Raw genomic sequence first — 4328 nt, 5'->3', positions numbered from 1 at the left:
GTCATGCTGCATCAGCGCTTCGGGCTGGGCAGCGCGGTCTCCGGCGCCTTCGGCCTGGCCGGCGCGGCCGGCGCGCTGGCCGCGCCGCTGGCGGGACGTTTCGCCGACAAGCGCGGCCCCGGCGTGGTGACGAAGCTGGGTTCGCTGCTGGTGGCGCTGTCCTTCGCGGTGATGTCGGTGACGGCGTGGCTGGACCGCGGTGCGGCGATCGTCGTGCTGGTGGTGCTCGCGGTCGTGTTCGACTTCGGTGTGCAGGCTGCGCTGGTCGCGCACCAGACGATCGTCTACAGCCTCGATCCGGCCGCGCGCAGCCGCCTCAACGCGCTGCTGTTCACGGGAATGTTCATCGGCATGGCGACCGGCGCGGCGCTGGGCAGCGTGCTGCTGACCCACTGGGGCTGGGTCGGCGTGACCGGGCTCGCGACGGTGGCGAGTGCCGCTGCGTTGGTGGTGCGGCTCGGCGCCGACGAGTGAGCTGGCGCGCGACGTTCAGTCGCCACGACCGAGGAAGGCGCGGATCGCCGTGATCCGCCCTTCCGCGTCGAAGTCCAGCACATCGACGACGAACAGCTCGATGTGCCCGTCGACCAGGATGCGCAGTTCACCGGCCACCGAGTTCTCGTTCTCCAGCACACGCAGCACCTCGATCTGGATCGAGGCGGCGGACTCGAAGTTCTTGCGCGTCTCCGCGATGGCCGCATCGCGGCCCTTCACCGAGAGATTCCAGTCGCGCAGTGTGACGTCCTCCGAGAACAGCGCGGCGATGCCGTCGAGGTCCTTGGCGGCGTAGCGGCGGAGGTAATCGAGGAACGAGGCTTGGCGGCTCATGCTTTGAACGTGACGGTCGGCAGGGTCGCGCAGTATCGCGACCTTCCCCGCTCAGTCCCGATGACGTTTGAAAAGGCCTGGGTAGTCCAGGACAAGCAGGTCCTCGTCCACCGGCAGGTCCGCGACAAAGCCTGACCCGTCCAGCGACTCGAAGCGATACAGCCGTTCGTCGAGCCGCGTATAGGCCTGCGCCTGAGCGCGCACGGTGAGGGCAGTGCCGTCCACCCACGCCATGCGGAACTCACGTCTTTCGCCGATGGCCAGCGGCACGCGCCGGATCGGAAAGCTGTTGGTGAACGGCGTGGGCCAGATGTCGATGTCCAGGCATCCGTCGAGATCGGCGAGAGCCCGCCCTTCGCCGTCCTGCCAGTGGCCGTCGCCATCTGTCTTCAGATGCATCGAGCGAGGCGATTCGCCCTCGCCATCGATGAGCGACAACGCCGCCTCGCGCAGTCGCCAACGCTCGTCCCGGTCGAGCCGATAGGCGAGACGGAACGGCCCAGACTCCTCGTCGACGGCGATCACGATGCCGTCGGCGTGTCCGTCGGAGAGCCGCAGGTGCTCGATGCCCACTCCGGGTTGCGCGGCATTCCACAGGGGGATCCAGCAGACGGTGCGAGGCAGAGGCATGACGGGCTCCTTGATTGCTACTTCGTCCACTCCGGCTTGCGCGTCGTCGCGCAGAAGCGTTTCGCCTCGTCCTTGCCCATGGGCTCCACCTGCGGGTCCAGTGGCTGAAGCACTGCCATCACGGCGGGATCGCCGCGGTACTTCTTCTTCAACGCGGCCAGGCGCGCATCAGTGCCGGGACAGCTCTGGCACATGCCCCACTCGATGTCCCGCCGGCGCTCCGCATCGCCTTCCCCCGGGCTCGCCGAGCCAGTGCGTGCAGGCCCCGTGTCGTTCGACGAGCGCCGCCACCTCCTCCGGGAGCGCCGCGGGGGCCGCCGAAGCCGCCAGCGACAGCAGCGCGACGAGGCACGCCATCGCACCGCGTCCGACAAATCGCTGGAACGAAGAATCTCCGGAGGCCTTCACGCGCCCTCCGACGGCGACGGCTCCGCCTCATGACACACCACGCACAGCTTGTTCCCGTCCGGATCGCGGAAGTAGGCGCCGTAGTAGTTCGGGTGGTACTGGGGCCGCAGGCCGGGTTCGCCTTCGCAGGTCCCGCCGTGGGCGAGCGCTGCGGCATGGACCTCGTCGACCATCGCGCGCGATGCCGCCATGAAGGCCGTCATCTGCCCGTTGCCGAAGCAGGCCTCGCCCTCCAGCGGCCGGCCGATCAGGAACAGCGGTCGCACGCTCTGCGCGGACTGCCAGCCGGCGCGTTGGGAACCCGGATCGGTGAAGCGGTGCGGCTGTTTCAGCGCCGCCATCACCGGCGTGTAGAACGCCAGCGCGCGGTCGAAGTCGGTGATGCCGACGAAGAGATGGGAGAACATGGTTGCACCTCCTTCACTGCGTGCGACCGCGCCAGCCCAGCAGGCTGACGCCCAGCGCGACGAAGCACGCGCCGAAGGTCCGGTTCATGAGCTTCACCCGCGTCGGCGACGCCAGCCCGCGGCGCAGCGCGCGCGCGAGCAGCACGTAGAAGGCATGCGCCAGCACGGCGCAGGACGAGAAGGTCACCGTCAGCACGACGAAGTCGCGCAGCGCCGTCTCCGGGTGGTTCATGAACTGCGGGAACAGCGCGGTGAAGAACAGGATCGCCTTCGGATTCGTCAGCGCGACCATGATGCCGCGCAGGAAGAGCGCCCGGCGCGACAGGCCGGCGACTTCCGCCGCGGCGGCGTCGCCGTTGGCCATCGACATGCGCGCGCCCTGGCGCCACTGCTTGATGCCCAGCCAGATCAGGTAGCAGGCACCCAGCAGCTTCACCACCAGGAAGGCCTGGGCCGAGGTGCTCAGCAGCACGCCCAGGCCCGCCGTCGTCGCCGCGGACACGGCCAGCAGACCGATCGCGTTGCCCAGCGAGCCGACCATCGCCCGCCGCGGCCCGACGCTGAGCGAGTTCGAGATCGCCATCAGCACCGCCGGCCCCGGCGTGAACGTGACGAACAGCGCCACACTGACAAAGCCCAACCAGCTGGTCACATCCACACCGATCTCCCAAGCGCACGACACAGAGGGGTCCGATGTTAGCGGGCGGGGCTTCGGGGCTAGGATCGTCCGATCGATCACCCCTGCCCGGGAGTCCCCATGCGATCCGTGTTCCACCTGGCCTATCACGTGCGAGACCTGGACGATGCCCGCGCCTTCTACGGCGGCGTGCTCGGCTGCGAGGAAGGCCGCAGCACCGACACCTGGGTCGACTTCGACTTCTTCGGCCACCAGATCTCGCTGCACCTCGGCGAGCCGTTCCAGACCGGCAACACCGGGAAGGTCGGCGACCACATGGTGCCCATGCCGCACCTCGGCGTGATCATGGCGATGCCGGACTGGCGCGCGCTCGCCGACCGGCTGGAGACGCACGGTGTCGAGTTCGTGCTGAAGCCGAGCATCCGCTTCGCGGGACAACCCGGCGAGCAGGCCACGATGTTCTTCCTCGACCCGTCGGGCAATCCGATCGAGGTCAAGGGCTTCGCGTCCACGGACGGGATCTTCGCGACCTGATCCGTCCACGATGAACGAGGCCGTCGCCATCGGTCCCCTGGTGCTGCCTTGGGCCTTCCTGCATCTGTGCGTCGCGGTCGCCGCGTCACTGGCCGTCGCGACGGTCCTCATGCGCAAGCGCGGACAGGACGCGGGGCCGCTGCTGTGGCGCAGCCTGTGGGTCGCCATCGTGTTCGCACGGCTCGGCTTCCTCTACCAGTACAAGGAGCTGTACGTCGAGCACCCGCTCAGCCTCCTCAACCTGCGCGACGGCGGATGGTCGCCCGAGGTCGGCATCATCGCGATGTGGATGTACGCGACCTTCAAGCTGAGGAACGTGCCGGCGATGCGGATCCCGGTGACGGTGCCGCTGGCGCTGGGCACCGCGATCGTGATCGCGGGCCAGATCCAGCTCGCCATGCGGCCCGCCACCGAGCCGCTCCCGGCCTTGCGCTTCGAGCAGTTGAACGGTGAGCCCATCGATCTCGCCGCGCTGCGCGGAAAGCCGGTGCTCATCAACCTGTGGGCGACCTGGTGCGGGCCGTGCATCCGCGAGATGCCGATGCTCGCGCAGGCGCAGCGCGACCGTCCGGACGTGCGCTTCGTCTTCATCAATCAAGGCGAGGACGCGGCCCACGTCGCCAAGTGGCTGGGCCAGCAGCGCCTGACCATGAGCAGCGTCGCCATCGACGAGCGCCGCCAGGCCAGCGCGGTGTTCAAGCAGGCGGGTTATCCCACCACGCTGCTCTTCGACGCCTCGGGGAAGCTCGTCGGCAAGCGCACGGGCGAGCTGTCGCAGCCGGCCTTGGAAGCGATGTTGACGCAACTACGCTGAATTCAGCGCCTTCACGAACAGGCAATCGGAGCCATCGATCTTGAAGGTCCGGCTGAGGTCGGCATCATCG

At 68.5% G+C, this 4328-nt stretch carries 8 protein-coding genes; 3 read left to right on the top strand and 5 right to left on the bottom strand.

From position 1 onward, the window contains the following. Nucleotides 1–474 (top strand): MFS transporter (locus tag VF536_RS23375; RefSeq protein WP_331617308.1); only part of this gene is annotated, 474 nt, incomplete at its 5' end. Nucleotides 475–489: 15 nt separating this feature from the next. On the opposite strand, the gene VF536_RS23370 is transcribed toward VF536_RS23375, so the two are convergent. The 5 genes from VF536_RS23370 to VF536_RS23350 form a co-directional block, all read right to left on the bottom strand. Continuing rightward, nucleotides 490–828: a nuclear transport factor 2 family protein gene (locus VF536_RS23370; protein ID WP_331617307.1), complete on the bottom strand. Its 339-nt coding sequence runs from the start codon at nucleotides 826–828 to the stop codon at nucleotides 490–492. Nucleotides 829–879: 51 nt separating this feature from the next. Continuing rightward, entirely contained in the window at nucleotides 880–1458 is a 579-nt protein-coding gene (locus VF536_RS23365) for a putative glycolipid-binding domain-containing protein (RefSeq protein WP_331617306.1), read from the bottom strand. A gap of 17 nt (nucleotides 1459–1475) precedes the next feature. Continuing rightward, nucleotides 1476–1652 carry a hypothetical protein gene (locus tag VF536_RS23360; RefSeq protein WP_331617305.1) on the bottom strand — a complete coding sequence of 59 codons (177 nt, stop codon included), beginning with the start codon at nucleotides 1650–1652 and terminating at the stop codon, nucleotides 1476–1478. Nucleotides 1653–1862: 210 nt separating this feature from the next. Beyond that, a complete protein-coding gene (locus tag VF536_RS23355) occupies nucleotides 1863–2273 on the bottom strand; it encodes a VOC family protein (RefSeq protein ID WP_331617303.1) in 411 nt (136 codons plus the stop codon). 13 nt (nucleotides 2274–2286) lie between these two features. Then, nucleotides 2287–2931 (bottom strand): LysE family translocator, encoded by a 645-nt coding sequence (locus tag VF536_RS23350; RefSeq protein ID WP_331617302.1) that lies wholly within the window; start codon nucleotides 2929–2931, stop codon nucleotides 2287–2289. A 99-nt stretch (nucleotides 2932–3030) separates the two neighbouring features. On the opposite strand from VF536_RS23350, the gene VF536_RS23345 reads away from it, so the two are divergent. Continuing rightward, nucleotides 3031–3444: a VOC family protein gene (locus tag VF536_RS23345; RefSeq protein WP_331617301.1), complete on the top strand. Its 414-nt coding sequence runs from the start codon at nucleotides 3031–3033 to the stop codon at nucleotides 3442–3444. A gap of 10 nt (nucleotides 3445–3454) precedes the next feature. Further along, nucleotides 3455–4258, top strand: coding sequence for a TlpA disulfide reductase family protein (locus VF536_RS23340; RefSeq protein ID WP_331617300.1), 804 nt, complete (start codon nucleotides 3455–3457; stop codon nucleotides 4256–4258). The last annotated feature ends 70 nt before the right edge of the window (nucleotides 4259–4328 follow it).

The organism is Roseateles sp. (assembly GCF_036486225.1).
Classification (GTDB): domain Bacteria; phylum Pseudomonadota; class Gammaproteobacteria; order Burkholderiales; family Burkholderiaceae_C; genus Roseateles.
This window is presented reverse-complemented; position numbering and strand designations above follow the sequence as displayed.